The sequence below is a fragment of the Tahibacter caeni genome (genome assembly GCF_024609805.1).
Classification (GTDB): Bacteria; Pseudomonadota; Gammaproteobacteria; order Xanthomonadales; family Rhodanobacteraceae; genus Tahibacter; species Tahibacter caeni.
Genome location: NZ_JANFVR010000095.1, coordinates 1 through 15,536 on the forward strand (window position 1 = coordinate 1; position 15,536 = coordinate 15,536).

The 15,536-nt window shown below is 71.1% G+C and carries 14 protein-coding genes and 2 pseudogenes; 2 read left to right on the plus strand and 14 right to left on the minus strand.

Annotated elements, in window-relative coordinates:
* The 8 genes and pseudogenes from NON22_RS10485 to dusB form a co-directional block, all read right to left on the minus strand.
* On the minus strand, positions 1 to 921 hold a 921-nt coding region (locus NON22_RS10485), incomplete at its 3' end, for a hypothetical protein (RefSeq protein ID WP_257386879.1).
* A 217-nt stretch (positions 922 to 1,138) separates the two neighbouring features.
* Positions 1,139 to 4,366, minus strand: coding sequence for a hypothetical protein (locus NON22_RS10490; protein ID WP_257386880.1), 3,228 nt, complete (start codon positions 4,364 to 4,366; stop codon positions 1,139 to 1,141).
* A 293-nt stretch (positions 4,367 to 4,659) separates the two neighbouring features.
* A complete protein-coding gene (gene metK, locus NON22_RS10495; protein WP_257386881.1) occupies positions 4,660 to 5,859 on the minus strand; it encodes a methionine adenosyltransferase in 1,200 nt (399 codons plus the stop codon).
* A gap of 151 nt (positions 5,860 to 6,010) precedes the next feature.
* A pseudogene (locus tag NON22_RS10500) lies at positions 6,011 to 6,499 on the minus strand (DUF4893 domain-containing protein); the annotation flags it as partial.
* 130 nt (positions 6,500 to 6,629) lie between these two features.
* Entirely contained in the window at positions 6,630 to 7,565 is a 936-nt protein-coding gene (locus NON22_RS10505; protein WP_257386882.1) for a phosphatidate cytidylyltransferase, read from the minus strand.
* Positions 7,562 to 8,191: a lysophospholipid acyltransferase family protein gene (locus tag NON22_RS10510; RefSeq protein WP_257386883.1), complete on the minus strand. Its 630-nt coding sequence runs from the start codon at positions 8,189 to 8,191 to the stop codon at positions 7,562 to 7,564. Before NON22_RS10510 ends, NON22_RS10505 begins: the two co-directional genes overlap by 4 nt.
* Positions 8,188 to 8,829: a CDP-alcohol phosphatidyltransferase family protein gene (locus NON22_RS10515; RefSeq protein WP_257386884.1), complete on the minus strand. Its 642-nt coding sequence runs from the start codon at positions 8,827 to 8,829 to the stop codon at positions 8,188 to 8,190. The genes NON22_RS10510 and NON22_RS10515 overlap by 4 nt, the downstream gene beginning before the upstream one ends.
* A gap of 78 nt (positions 8,830 to 8,907) precedes the next feature.
* On the minus strand, positions 8,908 to 9,903 hold the full coding sequence (gene dusB / locus NON22_RS10520) for a tRNA dihydrouridine synthase DusB (protein ID WP_257386885.1): 996 nt from the start codon (positions 9,901 to 9,903) through the stop codon (positions 8,908 to 8,910).
* 87 nt (positions 9,904 to 9,990) lie between these two features.
* On the opposite strand from dusB, the gene NON22_RS10525 reads away from it, so the two are divergent.
* Entirely contained in the window at positions 9,991 to 10,527 is a 537-nt protein-coding gene (locus NON22_RS10525) for a nuclear transport factor 2 family protein (RefSeq protein WP_257386886.1), read from the plus strand.
* Here the strand turns inward: NON22_RS10525 and NON22_RS10530 are convergent.
* The 3 genes and pseudogenes from NON22_RS10530 to NON22_RS10540 all read right to left on the minus strand — a co-directional run bounded on the left by NON22_RS10530 (position 10,479) and on the right by NON22_RS10540 (position 12,373).
* On the minus strand, positions 10,479 to 10,871 hold the full coding sequence (locus tag NON22_RS10530) for a MoaF-related domain-containing protein (protein ID WP_257386887.1): 393 nt from the start codon (positions 10,869 to 10,871) through the stop codon (positions 10,479 to 10,481). The two genes, NON22_RS10525 and NON22_RS10530, sit on opposite strands and share 49 nt — an antisense overlap.
* A 131-nt stretch (positions 10,872 to 11,002) precedes the next feature.
* Positions 11,003 to 11,116: pseudogene (gene dkgB, locus NON22_RS10535) on the minus strand (2,5-didehydrogluconate reductase DkgB); the annotation flags it as partial.
* A gap of 54 nt (positions 11,117 to 11,170) precedes the next feature.
* Positions 11,171 to 12,373, minus strand: a complete 1,203-nt coding sequence (locus NON22_RS10540) for an MFS transporter (RefSeq protein WP_257386888.1) — start codon at positions 12,371 to 12,373, stop codon at positions 11,171 to 11,173.
* A gap of 98 nt (positions 12,374 to 12,471) precedes the next feature.
* On the opposite strand from NON22_RS10540, the gene NON22_RS10545 reads away from it, so the two are divergent.
* Positions 12,472 to 13,374, plus strand: a complete 903-nt coding sequence (locus tag NON22_RS10545; RefSeq protein WP_257386889.1) for a LysR substrate-binding domain-containing protein — start codon at positions 12,472 to 12,474, stop codon at positions 13,372 to 13,374.
* Between the two features lie 24 nt (positions 13,375 to 13,398).
* Here the strand turns inward: NON22_RS10545 and NON22_RS10550 are convergent, their stop codons facing one another.
* From NON22_RS10550 to NON22_RS10560, 3 genes are all read right to left on the minus strand, one after another.
* Entirely contained in the window at positions 13,399 to 14,358 is a 960-nt protein-coding gene (locus tag NON22_RS10550; RefSeq protein ID WP_257386890.1) for a ribokinase, read from the minus strand.
* A 188-nt stretch (positions 14,359 to 14,546) separates the two neighbouring features.
* Positions 14,547 to 14,876 (minus strand): hypothetical protein, encoded by a 330-nt coding sequence (locus NON22_RS10555; protein ID WP_257386891.1) that lies wholly within the window; start codon positions 14,874 to 14,876, stop codon positions 14,547 to 14,549.
* Positions 14,877 to 14,979: 103 nt separating this feature from the next.
* On the minus strand, positions 14,980 to 15,536 hold a 557-nt coding region (locus tag NON22_RS10560; protein WP_306673754.1), incomplete at its 5' end, for a nucleoside transporter C-terminal domain-containing protein.

A 15,536-nucleotide genomic window follows, 5' to 3' on the forward strand; every position in this document is an offset into this window, starting at 1 on the left:
GTCGATGCGCAGCACGCGGCGCGGAACCTGGCCGGCGGAAGTCTCGTCGCCGGCGACGACGTAGAGCGCGCCGGCGGGCGCGCGCCGCGCGGCCAGCACGGCCGCCGCGGTGTCCATCGCGAGCTGGCGTGCAAATACGGGCTGACCTTGCGCGTCGACGCGCGAGACCCAGAGGTTGTTGCCGGTCGAGCCGACGACGTCGGCGCCGCCGTCGTCGGCAGCGGCGAGCAGACGCGTGCGGTCGCGTGCGGACGGCAGCGCGAAGGTCCAGGCGATGCGCGCATCGGCGTCGCGCCGGATCAGCGAGACATCGGTGTTCTGCAGGCTGTGGCTGAGCTCCAGATCGCCGCCGCCCGGCAGGGCGGCGAAGTCGACGAGGCGGTTCATCGTGAACAGCGCGAGCTCGTTCGCGCCGGGCCGGCGCTTCGCGAGGGTGACGCCGTCGAGGCCGAGCTGATACAGCGCCTCGCCGTCGCTTCCCCGTGTGCCGGCGACCCAGCTGCTGCCGTCGGCGGCGACGCGCACGCCGCGGCAGCTCTGCACCGGCGGCCGCACGCGCCAGGTCGCGCGCTGGTCCGGCGTGATGCGCAGCAGCCCGCAGTCGCCGTCGTCGGCGACGAGGCCGCCGTCGGCGGTCGCGGTGCCTTGCACATAGACCTGCGCATCGAGTCCCGCAGCGAACACGTTGCGATACGGTGTCGTGTCCGAGCCGTCGCCGCCGCTGCGGCGCACGACGGCGCCGTCGAAACTCCAGACGACATCGTCGGCGCCGGGCGCGAAGAAAGTGGGCTCGTACGGCAGATCCTGCTGCGGTTCGAGATGTCGCCATTCGGCCGCCTGCGTCGCGACGAACGGAACCAGTGTCAGCAGCAGCGCCGTGCGAAGACGGCGCTGCGCGGCGAAGGAAAAGCGGTCGAGCATGGTAGCGTCCTTATCTACGAGTGCAGCCTGTACGACGCTGAGGCAGGGACGCTCCCCCAAGCGAAGTCCGGTTTTTTCCCGGTTTCTGCTGCCGGTTCGACTCGGACACGCCGAACGCCCGCGGTTCAGGCGTTCGTGCGTCATATTTTACAAATCTCTAACGGGAATTTTAACGTGTTGCGGATTCTCGCCCGTTGTGCCGCAACGGCTGCCGCCGCTACGGCGCGCAGCCGCCTTCCTTGATCATCTCGAGCTCGCCGCGGCGGCCGGCGAACGCGCCGACGCGTTCGTCGTCGGCGAACGCGTAGGTCAGGGTCGCGCGGTCGCAGCCGTGCATCTGCAGCGTGGCCTGGCCGGCGACGTAGCGGTTGCGCGTCGCGCGGCTGTCGAACGCGCCGCCGAGCGTCTGCACGACGACGAGATCGATCTTGCCGTTGACCGCCTCGGCGAGATTGCCCTGCAGGGTGAACCAGTGCTGCTTGCCGCCGTCGTTGTTGGCGCCGGCGATGTCGTAGGCGAACCACGCCGCGAAGAACACGCCGTCGGGCTGCACGGTCAGCTGCATACCCTGGCCGCCGGTCGCCGGTTCGTACCAGGAGCCGCTCTGGCGCGCATCGAAGCCCTTGCCCGGCGGACGGGCGCCGCCGGCCGGCTGCACGCTGCCGTCGGCGAGCTCGCACGACTGCGTCGCCGGCGACAGGCGCGACAAGGTGATCGTACCGGTCGCGCCGCTGTTGTAGATCGGGTCGAACACGTAGTCGAAGCTGCCGTTCGCGCAGTCGCTGAAGCGCAGGGTGCCGCGGCCGACGCGCGTCGTGATGCGCGGCTCGGCCGAGTCGAACGCGCCGTTGGTGACCGAATAGATCTCGACCTCGGCGCTGCGCGCGCCGTTGGGCACGTTCGCGGCCTGGACCACGTACCAGCGCAGCTGCGAGGTGTCGTTGCCGCCGTCGCGCGAGTAGGTGAACCACGGCATGAAGATCAGGCGCGCCCGCGGCAGCCAGTCGAGCACGAGGCCTTCGCCTTCGCCGTAGTGCGAACCCCAGGCGCCGGCGATGCCGATCTGGTCGACGCGGATCGCGGCAGTGTCGAGATAGCTGCGCGCGGCGGCGCGGTCGGCGCCGGCCATGCGCCCGATGCCGTTGCGCGCCGCGGCGCCGCCGAAGCCGCAGTCGTCGGCCGCGCAGGCCGCCGTGACCGTCGAGGCTTCGTCGCCGTCGGCGATGGTCAGCGCGCGCAGGGTCCAGCGCCCTTCGCCGGCGCCGAACACGACGACGCGCTGGCCGGCTTCGTCCACGTCGATCTGGTCGGCGACGAAGGTCTTGCGCCAGCGGCGGTTGCCGCCTTCGCGGCGCAGCACTTCGACCGCGACGCGCGCGCCGCCCTGGTTGCGGCTGTAGCGGCGCTCGACCACGACCGAGTCGCCGGTCAGGTAGAGGAACGGCGTCGTGCCGGAAATGTCGTCGAGCTGGCGCCGCCAGCGCACGTTGCCGTCGCGGTCGAGCATCCAGGCGTACATCGTCGAGGACGATTGCGTCGCGCTGCCGACGATGTACGCATTGTCCTCGTCGTCGAGGCGCAGCTGCTGCGGCTGGATGCCGAGCGCGGCGAGATCGAGCCGGTAGACCTCGCGCGCGGTGTTGCTGCGCAGGATCAGCTCGCCCTGGTCGCTGGTCGACGGCTCGCTGGCCGGGCGCTCGACGACGATCGCGTCGCCGCGGTCGTTGAAGTCGCCGAGCGGCGTGCGCTCGGTGGTCGGATAGTGGCGCTGCGAGGTGCCCGCGGCGCCGTACAGCTGCACGCCGTTGTAAAGGTAGGACAGCACCAGCGCGTTGTCTTCGCGCAGGCGGAACGTGCTGGCCGGCAGCGGCGTGCGCGAGCGGAAGTTCAGCGGTTCCTCGATCGGGCGCGACCACAGGGTGCGGCCGTCGCCGGCGGCCAGGCAGCGCACGCGGTTGTTCGGCTCGCCCTGCACGGCCTGCACCTCGGAAATGCAGACGCGGTCGTCGGAGGCGGTGGCCTGGGCGAGATCGAAGCTGCCCGGAATTTCGACGTCCCAGGCGACGTTGCCGTCGGCCGTGACGCGGCGCACGCGATAGCTGCCGGCGCCGTCGGCGGCGCTGACGATGAAGCTGTCGCCGAGTGCGTTGCCGGCGACGGCGCGCGCCTTCGGGCGCAGCGGCGTCGGCAGGTCGCCGACTTCGGAAAGCACGCTGCCCTGCGCGTCGAGCTCGACGAGGCGGCGTGCGCCGGCCTGGCGCGTGCCGACCAGCAGCACGTGGCCGTTGCTCTCGCGCGCGAGTGAGGAGACCACCGACACCGGCAGCTCGCGGTCGTAGCGCAGGCTGCCGTCGGCGCCGAAGCCGAGCAGGCGCAGGCGCTGCGCCGTGCCGCTCGGGACCGAGGTCAGCACGGTCGCGTCGCCGTTCGCGGCGACCTGCAGCGAACAGCCGGCGCCGGGGCCTTCGCAGGCGTCGGCGATGCCGGCCGGCAGCGGCTGCGTCCATCGCGGAGCGCCGTCGGGGCCGAGCAGCGCGAGCTGGGCGTTGCTGCGGTTGATCGTGTCGAGCGCGTACAGGCTGCCGTCGGCGCCGAGCGCGACGACCGCGGTGGCCGAGTTCGGGCCCAGCTGCTGCGTCGCGATCCAGCGCTGCCGGCCGGCGTTGTCGAGGCACAGGCGCACGACGGTGCTGCCGTCGGATTCGCGCGCGGCCGCGCAGCTCAGTTCGCCGGACACGGCGACGGCGCTGAATTCGAGGCCGGGCTGCGCGCCCGCATCGGTCCAGGCCCAGCGCTGGCGGCCCTGGCGGTCGAAGCGCGCGAGCTGCGCGCTGCCCTGGCTGGCCGTGACGCTGCTGCGGCCGGCGACGAGCAGGTCGCCGCTGGCCGTGTCGACGGCGCGCTGCGGCCGCTGATAGCGCAGCGGCGCGGGTTCGTCGGCGACGGTGCGCGCGAGCACCGGAAACGCGTTGCGGCTCAGGCGCACGCGCAGGCTGCCGTCGGCGGCCAGGCGCTGGAAATCATCGAGCGTCTCGACCCAGCTGCCGCCGGCGGCGTCGGGCAACACGAGCAGGGTTGCCGCGTCGCGCTGCCAGACCGGCCGGCCCTGAGCGTCGTAGCGGCGCAGGCGGCCGGCGTCGGTTTCGGCCAGCAGCACGCCGCCGTCGGGCATGGCGATCAGGCGCGAGCTCGCGGCCGTCGTCGTCGCGACCGTGAGCTGGCCGCCCGCTTCGCGCTGCAGCACCGTTTCGTCGCCGCGCTGCAGCAGCAGCCAGCGCGCGCCCGGTACGGCGGCGACGTCGACGACCTGGGCCGCGGCCGAGCCGCTGGCGGTCAGGGTCTGATCCCAGTTCGAGGCAGCTGCTGCCGAAGCGAGCAGGCTGCAGGACAGCAGGACGGAGAGCCGGCCGACGCGGCCGGAGGCGGGGTGCTGGGGACGGTGCATGCGGAATTCCCTGTCGAACGAAAACCATTACGGAAAACAGGCGCAGTCTTGATCAGACGCGGCAGGAGGCAGTACCCCCTATTCGCGCGGCGGCGCCGAAGTCGGGCGCGCAATTTCGGCAACGCGGCCGACGCGCCGGCAGCCTGCGGACCGAACGAGCCGGCTCGGTGCGGACCGGCCAACGACGGCCGCAGCCGGCCGGGGCGACGAGGGCCGCAGGCGCGCCCGGCGGGCCCGGACATGACAAGGGCCGCGTGCGCGGCCCTTGTCGATGCAGCATGTCCGGAACCGGCTTACTTCAGCTTGGCGTCGGCGCGCAGCGCTTCGGCACGGTCGGTCTTTTCCCACGAGAACGCGGTGAAGGTCTCGCCATTGTCGAGCTTCACGTCGTACGGCGTGCGGCCGAAGTGGCCGTAGCTCGCGGTCTGCTGGTACATCGGGTGCACCAGGTCGAGCATCTTGATGATGCCGTACGGACGCAGGTCGAAGTGCTTGCGGATCAGCTTCTCGATCTTGTCGTCGCTGATCTTGCCGGTGCCGAACGTCGTCACCGAGATCGAGGTCGGCTCGGCCACGCCGATCGCGTAGGAGACCTGGATCTCGCAGCGGTCGGCCAGGCCCGCGGCGACGACGTTCTTCGCGACGTAGCGCGCCGCATAGGCGGCCGAACGGTCGACCTTCGAAGGATCCTTGCCCGAGAACGCGCCGCCGCCGTGACGGGCCCAGCCGCCGTAGGTGTCTACGATGATCTTGCGGCCGGTCAGGCCGCAGTCGCCGACCGGGCCGCCGATCACGAACTTGCCGGTCGGATTGATGTGGAACTTGGTGCCCTTGTGGATCCACTTGGTCGGCAGCACGGGCTTGATGATCGATTCCATGACGGCTTCGACCAGGTCCTTCTGCTTGACGCCCGGATCGTGCTGGGTCGACAGTACGACGGCGTCGATCGCCGTGGCCTTGCCGTCTTCATAGCGCAGCGTGACCTGGCTCTTGGCGTCCGGACGCAGCCACGGCAGCGGAGAATTCTTCTTCTTGCGGACCTTGGCCTGCTGCTCGACGAGGCGGTGCGAGTAGTAGATCGCCGCCGGCATCATGTCCTTGGTTTCGTTGGTCGCGTAGCCGAACATCAGGCCCTGGTCGCCGGCGCCCTGTTCCTCGGGCTTCTTGCGGTCGACGCCCTGGTTGATGTCGGGCGACTGCTTGCCGATCAGGTTGAGGATGCCGCAGGTCGCGCCGTCGAAGCCGACCTCGGACGAGTCGTAGCCGATGTCGAGGATGACCTTGCGCGTCAGCGCTTCGAGGTCGATCCAGGCCGAGGTCGTGATTTCGCCGGCGACGATGGCCACGCCCGTCTTGACCAGCGTTTCGCAGGCCACGCGCGCGCGCTTGTCCTGCAGCAGGATCGCGTCGAGGACGGCGTCGGAAATCTGGTCGGCGACCTTGTCCGGATGGCCTTCGGACACGGATTCGGAGGTGAACAGGTAGCTGCTCATCGCGGCATATCCTTCAATTCGGATAAAGGGATGGAAAAACGGAACCGCGGATGATAGCGGCTGCCCGGGCATATTGCATCTGCCGCGGTGTTTCCCGTAGGGCGGGGGGCGGCTGCCTGGCGGCGCTGCGGGGGACCGGGCGGCAGCGCGCTCAGCGCTTGAGCTGATACACCTCGTAGCTCTCGTCGCTGACGTCCAGCAGCATCAGCACGCGGTCCTCGCCGATGCCCCAGGCCGTGCCGACCGTATCGCTGTCGCGCGCGGCCGCGCCGGCGGCCTTGCTGTAGGGCACCTGCGGGTCGTCGTTGACGCTGGCGCCGCCGACGAAATACCAGTCGCCGTTGCCATTTTCCGGCGGCAGCAGCCAGCCGCTGCGGCGCTGCGAGCCGGTCAGCTTCTCGAAGAACAGGCGGCCGTCGCGTTGTGCGATGCGCGCCTTGAACCACGGATACGGGAACACGCCGTAGCGCGCGCCCTGCAGCGAGCGCACTTTCCAGTCGCCGGTCAGCGCGGACGCATCGAGCGGCAGGTGCGGCTCGGCCAGCAGTTCCTCGACCGTGGCCTTGGCATCGGCGTCGCTGCGCGGAATCTCGGGACTCGCGTTGAGTGCGTCGACGCGGCGCTGCTGTTCCTGCAGGCGGGTTCGATGTTCGGGTCACATCTGTTCGAGGCGCGTGTCGGCGGCGGCGCTCAGGCCGGCGGCGGCAGCCAGCGGCAGCGCGAGCAGGCAGCGGGTCGGCAGGTTCATCGGAAGTCCATTCGTCGAGGCTTCAGCCGGAAAAGAAGAAGCGCGTGATGTGGAAGAAGATCGGCGCGGCGAAGCTGACCGAGTCCATGCGGTCCATCATGCCGCCGTGGCCTTCGATCATGCTGCCCCAGTCCTTCGCGCCGAGGCTGCGCTTGACCGCCGACAGCGCCAGGCCGCCGAGCACGCCGCAGGCGACGATCAGCAGCGACATCAGCGCCGACTGCAGCGGCGTGAACGGCGTGATCCACCACATGGCCGCGCCGATCGCGGTCGCGGCGAGGCCGCCGCCGACCAGGCCTTCGACGGTCTTGGACGGACTGACCAGCGGCGCGAGCTTGTGCCGTCCGAACAGCTTGCCGAACACGTACTGCATGACGTCGCTGATCTGCACGACGAGCATGAGATACAGCAACAGCAGCGCGCCCTGGCCGTGGAAGCCGCGCAGGTCCAGCACGAGCAGCGCCGGCGCGTAGCTGATGCAGTAGACCGCGATCATCACACCCCACTGGATCTTCGTGATGCGCTCGAGGAACTGCTCGGTGTCGCCGGCGAACACGGCGATCGCCGGCAGGCCGAGGAACGCGTAGACCGGAATGAAGATCGAGAACAGGCCGTACCACTGCAGGTGGATCAGCCAGTACTGCAGCGGCACGAGCACGTAGAACGCGATCGCGAGCGGCTTGTGGTCGCTGGCCCGCGTCGGCGTCAAGGTGATGAACTCGCGCAAGGCGAAGAACGAAATCAGCGCGAACACGATCAGGGTCGCCGCGGCGCCGGCCCAGAAGCAGGCGCCGAGCACGGCGACCATGAGCCACCAGGCGCGCACGCGTTCGTTGAGATTGCGGATGACCGCGGTGTCGCCCTTGCGCCGCTGCAGCAGCCAGCCTGTGGCCGAGGCGACGCTCAGCAGCGCGACTATGCCGCCGAACACCCAGAGCAGCTTCTGCGACGCGCTCATGCGGCGGCTCCGCGGGCCGGATCGGCGAGCGCGCAGACCGCCGCGTGGGCGCGCGCGAGGAACCCGTCGCGCGCCTCGCCGGTCTGCCGCGCGAGCGGCGCGCCGAAGCGCACCGTGCAGTACAGCGGCAGCGGCACGTGCGAACCCTTGGGCAGGCTGCGGTGCAGGGTGTCGAGATAGGCCGGCACGAGGTTCAGCGCCGGGAACGTCTCGGCGATGCGGAACAGGCCGCCGCGGAACGGCTGCGGCAGGCGGTCGGCCGTGCGCGTGCCTTCGGGGAACAGGATCAGCGAGTCACCCCCGGCCAGTGCCGCGAATACCGGTTCGAGCGGGTCGCCGGCGCGCTCGTCGCGGCGGCGCTCGATCAGGATCGCGCGCAGCACGCGGCCGGACAGATAGGTGCGCAGGCCGGGCTTGTTCCAGTAGTCGCGCGCGGCGACCGGCCGCGTGACGGCGCGCTGCGCCGGGGCCAGCGCGCTCCAGATCGCTAGGGTGTCGAGATGGCTGCAATGGTTCGCGAAATACAGGCTCTGCCCGGCGCCGGGCTCGGCGCGCCACTGCGCGCGCGCGCCGACGAGCAGGCGCGTGAGTCCGACCAGCCCGGCCGCGGCGGCGCGCTCCATCATCGGCGCGCCTCCAGCTGCACGGCGATCGCGCGCAGGCGCGTGAAGCAGGTCAGCGCCGAACCCGCGGCGATCGCCGCGGCGGCGGCCAGCAGCGCGTAGCCGCTGTGCAGGAACCACAGTTCGAGCGGCGCGAGCAGGCAGGCCAGCACCATCAGCCACATGCGATGAGGCTTGGCCATCGGGCCGCGGAAATCCTGTGCCAGGCCCTGCGCGCCGCCGAGCGCGCGGATGTAGGCGGTCAGTGCCGCGAGCAATGCGCCGAGCCAGCCGAGCCACGGCTGGCCCGCGGCGACGCCGAGCGCGACAATGAACAGGCTGTCGGCGATGCGGTCGGGCACTTCGTTGTACAGCGCGCCGGCCGGCGTCTGCCGGCCGCCTTCGACGGCGACCATGCCGTCGAACAGGTTGCAGAGCAGGCGCAGCACGATGCCGGTCGCGCACAGCCAGGCGTTCCACGGCGACGGCAGGTACAGCAGCGCCGCCGCGCCGGCCGCGGCGAAGACGATGCTGACGACGGAAATCGCATTCGGCGAGACGCCGCTGCGCACGAGCGCCGCGGCGATGCGCTGGATCAGCGCGTTGCTGCGGGCGGCGATCGGGCGGCGGTTGGCGGCGGCGGACGTTTCCGTGTCGCTCATGGCGGCTCGCAGTGACAGCGTCGGGTCGGCGTTCTGAATATCCGCTGCCGGGCTGAGCGTCAAGCGCGCCGGCGCGGCTCAGGCGGCGGCGGACAGGGCCCGTGCGCCGGAGGCCAGCGCGTCGAAATAGTCGCGGGTCAGGCGCAGCTGCGCCTCGGCGGTTTCGGCGCGGTTGACGACGGCGCGGAACGCCGCGTTCTCGGGCCTGTCCTTGGCGTACCAGCCCAGGTGCTTGCGCGCGATGCGCACGCCCTGCACCTCGCCGTAGAACGCATGCAACGCCTGCAGATGGCCGACCAGGATGTCGCGCACGTCGATCAGTTCCGGCGCCGGCAGCACTTCGCCGGTCGCGAGGTAATGGGCGATCTCGCGGAAGATCCACGGCCGTCCCTGCGCGGCGCGGCCGATCAGCAGGCCGTCGGCGCCCGTGTGACGCAGCACGGCCTGCGCCTTGCGCGGCGAATCGATGTCGCCGTTGGCGAGCACCGGAATCCGCACCGCGCTCTTGATCGCCGCAATCGTGTCGTATTCGGCGTCGCCTTCGTACAGGTCGGCACGCGTGCGGCCGTGCACGGCGAGCGCGGCGATGCCGGCGTCCTCGGCGATCCGCGCGATGCGCAGGCCGTTGCGGTTGTCGCGGTTCCAGCCGGTGCGGATCTTCAGTGTGACGGGCACGTCGACTGCGGCGACGACGGCCTGCACGATGCGCGCGACCATCGGCTCGTCCTGCAGCAGCGCCGAGCCCGCGTAGACGTTGCAGACCTTCTTGGCCGGGCAGCCCATGTTGATGTCGACGATCTGCGCGCCGTGCGCGACGTTGTAGCGTGCGGCTTCGGCCAGCATGACCGGATCGTAGCCGGCGATCTGCACGCTGACCGGCGCGGGCTCGCCGATGTGGTCCATGCGCGCGAGCGACTTGCGCGTCTGCCACAGGCGCGGATCGCTCGTCGTCATCTCCGACACGGCCAGCCCGGCGCCGAGGCGCTTGCACAGCAGGCGGAACGGCTTGTCGGTCACGCCGGCCATGGGCGCGAGGATCAGCGGCGGCGAGATGAGGTGCGGACCGATGTGCATAGGGCGCGGATTGTACGGCAGCGCCGCGGCGTGAAAGCAGGGCAGCGCCGGTCCGGTCCGCTGCGGACCGAGGATCCGGAGAACGCGATGAAACGATGGCTGATGCTGGCGGCGCTGGGCTGGACTGCGGCGGCGACGGCGCAAGACAGTCCCGAAGCGGCTGCGGATGCGCTCTGGCGCGCGCTGTCGCACGGCCCCGGCGCCGGCGCCGACCGCGCGGCGCTGGAGTCTCTGTTCCTGCCGACGGCGCAGGTCTACGGCCTCGGCCGCGACGGCGCCGCGGCGCTGCGCCAGCGCAGCGCGGCCGACTTCGTCGCGGCCCAGGCCGAGCCCGACACAAAACCGTTCGAGGAACGCGAAGTGCATCGCGAGGTGCGCCGCTACGGCGCGTTCGCCGAGGTGTTCTCGACCGTGGAATCGCGCACCGGCGCCGCCGCCGCGGCCGCCGATTTCACCGGCGTCAACAGCCTGCACCTCGTCGAGCAGGACGGCCGCTGGCGCATCGTCGCGCTTTACTACGCGCTCGAGCGGCCCGGAGAGCCGTTGCCCGCCGCGTGGCGCGAACGTCCGCCGCGTCAGCCGGCCGCGGCGGCGGCCGGCCGCACGGTGCCGGACAGCCGATAGAACGCCAGGGCCGGCGTCGTGAAGAACGACGGCGACGTGCCGCGCGCGAAATCGTCGACATGGACGACGCTCGCGCCGTCGGCTTCCTGCCAGGAGATCGCTTGGACCTGCCCGGCGATCTCGCGCCATTCGTACCGGGCCTCGCCGCGCGTTCCGCGCAGCGGGCCGGCTGTTATTTCGTAGCGGCCGGTGCGTCCGTCTTCGGCATAGTCGTCGATCGCGGCGAGGCCGTCGTAGACGACCTCGACGACCTTGCCGGCGAACGGCGGCAGTCGGCGCTCATCGCAGGACTCGCGCTCGGCATCGCGCGCCGGCGTCGCGGCCCGCGCTCGTGTCGTGTTCATGCGCGTTCTCCTCAGGTGGCGGGACTGCGCTCAATCCCAGACCGGCGCGATGCCGGCCGGATTCGCGAGGCGCGCGTTGCGGTCCAGGGTCGCGATGCGCGCCATGTCGCCGTCGTCGAGCTGCAGCTGCAGATCTGCGCGGTGTCGATCGCGCGGTAGCCCAGGCCGAGCACGTCGCGGACCGCGTCGACGACGACCTGGCCCTGCAGGTGAAACGTGCCGAGGCCGAAAGCGGGAATGCTCATGGAATGCTCCGGTGCGTGGATATTTTCAACGACTATACAAATGGCCGGCGGCGGTCAATGCGCCGCGACCGCGATGCCGTCGGCGTGCGCCGTGTAGCCGGCGCGGCGGTCGAGGCGGCCGCTCCAGGCGGTCAGCAGGAACGCGGCGAACACGACGAGCGCGCCGATCCAGGTCGTATGGATCAGGCCGAGCCGCGCGACGATCCGGCCGCCGCACCAGGCGCCGCCGGCGATGCCGAGGTTGAACGCGGCGATATTCAGGCCCGAGGCGACGTCCACGGCCTGCGGCGCATGGATCTGCGCCTGCTTGACCACGTAGACCTGCAGGCCCGGCACGTTGCCGAACGCGACGGCACCCCAGGCCAGCACGGTCAGCAGCACGAGCGGCTTGCTCGTCGCGGTGACGCCGAGCACGAGCAGCACGGCGGCCAGCAGCAGGAAGATGCGCTTGAGCGCGGCGACCGGGCCGAGGCGGTCGGCGAGCTTGCCGCCCCAGATATTGCCGATGGCGACCGACACGCCGTAGACCAGCAGCACCAGGCTGACCGCATCGGCCGAGTAGCCGCCGAGCTGCTGCAGCAGCGGCGCGAGGAACGTGAAGGCGATGAAGGTGCCGCCGTAGCCGGCCGCGGTCATCGCGTAGACGAGCAGCAGGCGCGGCCGGGCGAGCACCTGCATCTGCTGGCGCAGGGTCGCCGGCGCGCTGTGATGGAGGTTGCGCGGCACGAACAGCAGGCTGCCGAGCAGGGCGATCACGCCGAGCGCCGACACGGCGAGGAAGGTCGTGCGCCAGCCGAAGTGCTGGCCGATGAAGGTGCCGAGCGGCACGCCGGTGACCAGGGCCACGGTCAGCCCGCTGAACATGACCGCGATCGCGCTGGCCGCCTTGTCCCTGGCCACCAGATTGGTCGCGATGATCGATCCGATCGAGAAGAACACGCCGTGGGCGAGGCCGGTCAGCACGCGCGCGACGATCAGCGATGCATAGCCCGGCGACAGCCAGGCGACGAGGTTGCCGACCGTGAACAGCGCCATCAGGCCGAGCAGCAGCTGCTTGCGCGGCAGCTTGCCGGTCAGGGCGGTCAGCAGCGGCGCGCCGATCGCGACGCCGAGTGCATAGAGGCTGACCAGCAGGCCGGCCGACGGCAGGCTGACGCCGAGGTCGGCGGCGATGGTCGGGATCAGGCCGACGATCACGAACTCGGTCGTCCCGATGGCGAACGCGCTGATCGTCAGCGCGAGCAGGGCAAGAGGCATGGCGGTATCCGGACAGGAAAGACGGGCGCCAGTCTGGGCGGCTTACATTTGCCGAAAAAGCCGGCTATAAGCGAAATACTTTTGCGTGGCGAGCAAATGTGAAGATCACGCTCGACGAACTGCAGGCCTTCATCGCCGTGGTCGACACGGGCGCGATCTCGCGCGCGGCCGAGCATCTGGAGCTGACCGTGTCGGCGGCGAGCCGCAGCCTGACGCGGCTCGAGGAAAAGCTGCAGACGACCCTGCTGCGGCGCACGACGCGGCGGCTGGAGCTGACCGAGGAGGGCGCCGAATTCCTGACGCAGGCGCGCGCGATCGTCGGCGCGGTCGAGGCCGCCGAGGAGCGCATGACGGCGCGGCGCCAGGTGCCGGCCGGACGGCTGCGCGTCGATGCGGCCACGCCGTTCATGCTGCACGTAATCGTGCCGCGCGTCGCCGGCTTCCGCGCGCGCTATCCGCAGGTGCAGCTGGAGCTCGACAGCAACGAAGGCATCGTCGACCTGATCGAGAAGCGCACCGACGTCGCGCTGCGCATCGGCGCGCTCAAGGATTCGACCCTGCACGCGCGGCCGATCGGCGCGAGCCGCCTGCGCATCCTGGCCAGCCCGGCCTATCTGCAGCGCCGCGGCGCGCCGGCCGGCGTCGAGGCGCTGTCCGGCCACGTGCTGCTCGGCTTCAACCGGCCCGAATCGCTGAACACCTGGCCGCTGCGCGACGCGTCCGGCGCGCCGCTGCACGTGCGGCCCGACATCGCTTCGTCCAACGGCGAGACCCTGCGCCAGCTCGCGCTCGCCGGCGAAGGACTGGTCTGCCTGTCCGACTTCATGACCGGCGAAGACCGCCGAGAAGGCCGGCTCGTGCAGCTGTTCGCCGACCGGACCCAGGACGTGCGCCAGCCGGTCAACGCGGTCTACTACCGCAACACGGCGCTGGCGTCGCGGATCAACTGCTTCATCGACTATCTGGTCGAATCACTCGGCCCGAACCGCTTCGACGAATAGCGCCGGCGCGCGCCGTGCGGCGGCTCAGCCGAAACGCGCCTGTACCTCGGCGAGGGTCGGCATCGCGACGGCGGCGCCGGCGCGTTCGGTGCTCAGTGCGGCGGCGCGGCCGGCCTGGATCAGCGCGTCGCGGAGCGATCGTTGCGGAAAGCGCGCGAGCCGGGCCGCGAGCGCGCCGTTGAACGCGTCGCCGGCGCCGGTCGTGTCGCGGACCTGCACGCGTTCGGACGGCAGGCGGTAGTGCGCTTCGCCGTCGTGCCAGCGCGCCGCGTCCGCATGCGAGACGAAACAGCCGCGCGCGCCCAGGGTGACGATCACGCTCGCACCGCCGAGCCGGCGGCACAGCGCGTGCAGCTCGGCGTCGCCGAGCGCGGCGACGGAATCGGCACCGACGTCGATGCCGGCGCAGCGTGCGAGCAGGTCGGCGAACTCGGTTTCGTTCGGCGTCACGAGATCGACGCCGGCGATCAGCGCCGCGTCGGCGTCCGCATGCACCGGCGCTGGATTGAGCATTCGCAAGCAGCCGGCCGGTGCCGCTGCCAGCGCGGCGCGGACCGAGCTCAGGCCGGTTTCCATCTGCACGAGCACGACGCGCGCGCCGGCGAACAGATCCTGCTGCGCGGTCACGAACTCCGGCGACAGGCGTTCGTTCGCGGCCAGGTCGAGCACGATCTGGTTCTGCCCCTGTGCGTCGACGACGATGCCGCAGGAACCGGTCGTGGTGTCGCTGCAGACTTGCCAGCGCGCATCGAGTCCCTCGGCCGCGGCGAGCTCGCGCGCGGTGCGCGCGAGCGCGTCCTCGCCGAGCGCGCCGATGAACGCCGTCTGCGCCTGCTGCCGCGCGCTCGCGACGGCCTGGTTGAAGCCCTTGCCGCCGGGACCGGTAGAAAAGCCGAGACCGCGCCGCGTCTCGCCGGGCTGCGGAAAACGGTCGATGCGCCAGACGTGATCCTGGTTGTAGGAACCGACGACGAGTACGGACATGCGGCGAAACTCCGGCGACAGGGGCGGTCTCGTCCGATTCTCGGCGATCTCCCGCGGCGTCAGCTAGACCGGTGCGGTCGCGACCGGATCGGTGGAGCAGATCCATCGACCAACACGCCAACTCGGTCTCAGCGAAATCTCAGGCGCCGGTGCGCGAAAGCACTGCGCGTACGCTACGCTCTGCTGGATCAGTCGTCGTGCTGCGCGTTCGCGCGCTGCAGCCGCAGCGCGCGGCGGTTCCAGCAGCGGAACAGGGTCGCGCGCGCGGTCAGGTAGAACAGCAAGAAGGTCAGCGCCGCGACTGAGACGGCGGCCAGCGGCAGCGGCGGCCCGAACAGCAGCCAGAGCAGGGCCACGCCGACGGCGGCGCAGAGACCGCCGAACAGCAGCGCGATCAGGAACAGCCGCGCTTCGCTGAGCGGCTGTTCGCGCGGCGGACGCAGGGCGAGCAGGGGCCACCAGGCCCAGTCCTGATCCGACAGCGCGTTGATGCGGTCTTCGAAGCGGTGCGCGCTCATGTGGCGCCTCGTTCATGCTGCCGTCGCGTCTCACGCGCACCGGCGACTGCGGGGATGCGGTCGCCGGCACAACGCGGCAGCGGCAGCGGCATGCGGCGGCCGCTCAAAGCAGGTTCAGCACGCCGGCGATCGTCGCCGTCATGAAGGTCGCCAGCGAGCCGCCGAGCACCGCGCGCAGACCGAAGCGCGCGAGGTCGGCGCGCCGGCCCGGCGCGAGGCCGCCGATGCCGCCGATCTGGATCGCGATCGAGGAGAAGTTCGCGAAACCGCAGAGCGCATAGGCGGCGACCACGCGGCTGTGCTCCTGCAGCAGCGACATGTTCTTGGCCAGGTCGACGTAGGCGACGAACTCGTTGAGCACGACCTTCTCGCCGATGAAGCTGCCGACGAGCACGGCGTCCTGCCACGGCGTGCCGATGAGCCAGGCCACCGGCGCGAGCACATAGCCGAGCACGGTCTGCAGGCTCAGGCTGACCGGCACGGCCTTGCCGGCCGACAGCCAGTCGTTGATCGTGCCGCCGGCCGCCGCATAGGCCGCCGCGGTCAGCAGCAGCGCGAGCACGCCGAGCAGCGCGCAGGCGATCACGCCGCCGGTGACGCGGCCGCCCGGCGCAGCCGCGCCGGCCGCCGCGACTGCGGGCGCGCGGCCGTACAGACGCA

Excerpts from the sequence above, each read along its gene's own strand:
- NON22_RS10490 (WP_257386880.1), bottom strand. The coding sequence starts at position 4,366 with ATGCACCGTCCCCAGCACCCCGCCTCCGGCCGCGTCGGCCGGCTCTCC.
- metK (WP_257386881.1), bottom strand. The coding sequence starts at position 5,859 with ATGAGCAGCTACCTGTTCACCTCCGAATCCGTGTCCGAAGGCCATCCG.
- NON22_RS10505 (WP_257386882.1), bottom strand. The coding sequence starts at position 7,565 with ATGAGCGCGTCGCAGAAGCTGCTCTGGGTGTTCGGCGGCATAGTCGCG.
- NON22_RS10510 (WP_257386883.1), bottom strand. The coding sequence starts at position 8,191 with ATGATGGAGCGCGCCGCCGCGGCCGGGCTGGTCGGACTCACGCGCCTG.
- NON22_RS10515 (WP_257386884.1), bottom strand. The coding sequence starts at position 8,829 with ATGAGCGACACGGAAACGTCCGCCGCCGCCAACCGCCGCCCGATCGCC.
- dusB (WP_257386885.1), bottom strand. The coding sequence starts at position 9,903 with ATGCACATCGGTCCGCACCTCATCTCGCCGCCGCTGATCCTCGCGCCC.
- NON22_RS10525 (WP_257386886.1), top strand. The coding sequence starts at position 9,991 with ATGAAACGATGGCTGATGCTGGCGGCGCTGGGCTGGACTGCGGCGGCG.
- NON22_RS10530 (WP_257386887.1), bottom strand. The coding sequence starts at position 10,871 with ATGAACACGACACGAGCGCGGGCCGCGACGCCGGCGCGCGATGCCGAG.
- NON22_RS10540 (WP_257386888.1), bottom strand. The coding sequence starts at position 12,373 with ATGCCTCTTGCCCTGCTCGCGCTGACGATCAGCGCGTTCGCCATCGGG.
- NON22_RS10550 (WP_257386890.1), bottom strand. The coding sequence starts at position 14,358 with ATGTCCGTACTCGTCGTCGGTTCCTACAACCAGGATCACGTCTGGCGC.
- NON22_RS10555 (WP_257386891.1), bottom strand. The coding sequence starts at position 14,876 with ATGAGCGCGCACCGCTTCGAAGACCGCATCAACGCGCTGTCGGATCAG.